This is a genomic window from Ensifer sp. ENS10, from assembly GCF_014852025.1.
Lineage (GTDB): Bacteria > Pseudomonadota > Alphaproteobacteria > Rhizobiales > Rhizobiaceae > Ensifer.
Genome location: NZ_JACVAS010000031.1, coordinates 1 through 1,146, shown reverse-complemented (window position 1 = coordinate 1,146; position 1,146 = coordinate 1). Strand labels below are relative to the sequence as shown.

1 protein-coding gene is annotated in these 1,146 nt (G+C 59.7%); it reads right to left on the bottom strand.

Annotated elements, in window-relative coordinates; genetic code table 11:
* Positions 1–59 precede the first annotated feature (59 nt).
* Positions 60–1,070 carry an IS30 family transposase gene (locus tag IB265_RS36230; protein WP_113133632.1) on the bottom strand — a complete coding sequence of 337 codons (1,011 nt, stop codon included), beginning with the start codon at positions 1,068–1,070 and terminating at the stop codon, positions 60–62.
* Positions 1,071–1,146: the final 76 nt, after the last annotated feature.

Here is a 1,146-nt window from a genome sequence, read left to right as displayed (position 1 = left end):
CAGGACACTTTAACTTTGCGGTGTGAGTTCACGCCGAACTGCGACTTGCGAGTGCAACGCTAACCGACACGTCGCATTTGCGCGAGCAGTTTCTTGCGGAAGACTTCCGCGGGCGTTCGATAGCCGAGGCACTTTCGGGGCGTCGAGTTAAGCCGATCGCAAATGTCCTTCAGGTCACCGTCGGTGATCGATAGAGGATCCACCTCTCTCGAAAGCCATTTGCGAGCACGGCGATTGGTGTTCTCAACGGTGCCTTTTTGCCACGGCGACTGCGGGTCGCAGAACCATGTCTGCGTTCCGATGCCAGCCTGGAGATACGGCCATTCGCTGAATTCGGTGCCACGGTCAAAGGTAATCGACCGGCGGGCGAGATGGGGCAGGGACTGCAGCGCCTGGATCAGCCCGTCCATGATCGGCTTCGATTGCCGGTCGTTGTTGCGCAGGAAGACCGCAAAGCGACTGACTCGCTCGACCAGCGACGTCACATTGGCCTTGCCGAACTTCTTGCGAAACTGAATGAGATCGCACTCCCAATGACCGAACTGCTTGCGCTCGGCGACCGCGTCAGGACGATGGAGAATGTTGAGTTCCGGGCTGAAACGGCGGCCGTAGCGCCGCCTGGCATGCCGCGGTCGACGTCTCGCGCGACGTTCCGGCAGATGCCGCCACAGCTTGATGGCAAGGCCGTCTGCGGAATAGGCGAATTTGTAGATCGTCTCGTAGCTGACGGAAATCGGATGACGCTCAAGCCGCATGCGGCCGGCGATCTGCTGCGGCGACCAGCCATGCATGATCCGCTCGATCACCGATCGGCGCACATGCGCAAACCGAGCAAGCTTGCGCAGCTTGGCTCTGCGCTCACGCGCCATCTCGTTGGCCGTGACACAGTAGTAGCCGCTGAGCTCCGGCATTTGCACATCGTCGAAAGCATTGCGGCTGAGTTCCCGGAAAATCGTCGAGCGATGCCGCCCAAGCTTCTCGGCGATCACAGTGGCACTCAGGCCAGCCGCTCGCCACCGGGCGATCCTACGACGTTCATCCATATCGATTTGGGAGTAGGTGCGTCTCATGAGCCATTCCTTGCGAGTGACAACCCATTGGTATCTATCGCAAGTCGCACTTCATCCTTGAACCCACCCGGCTACA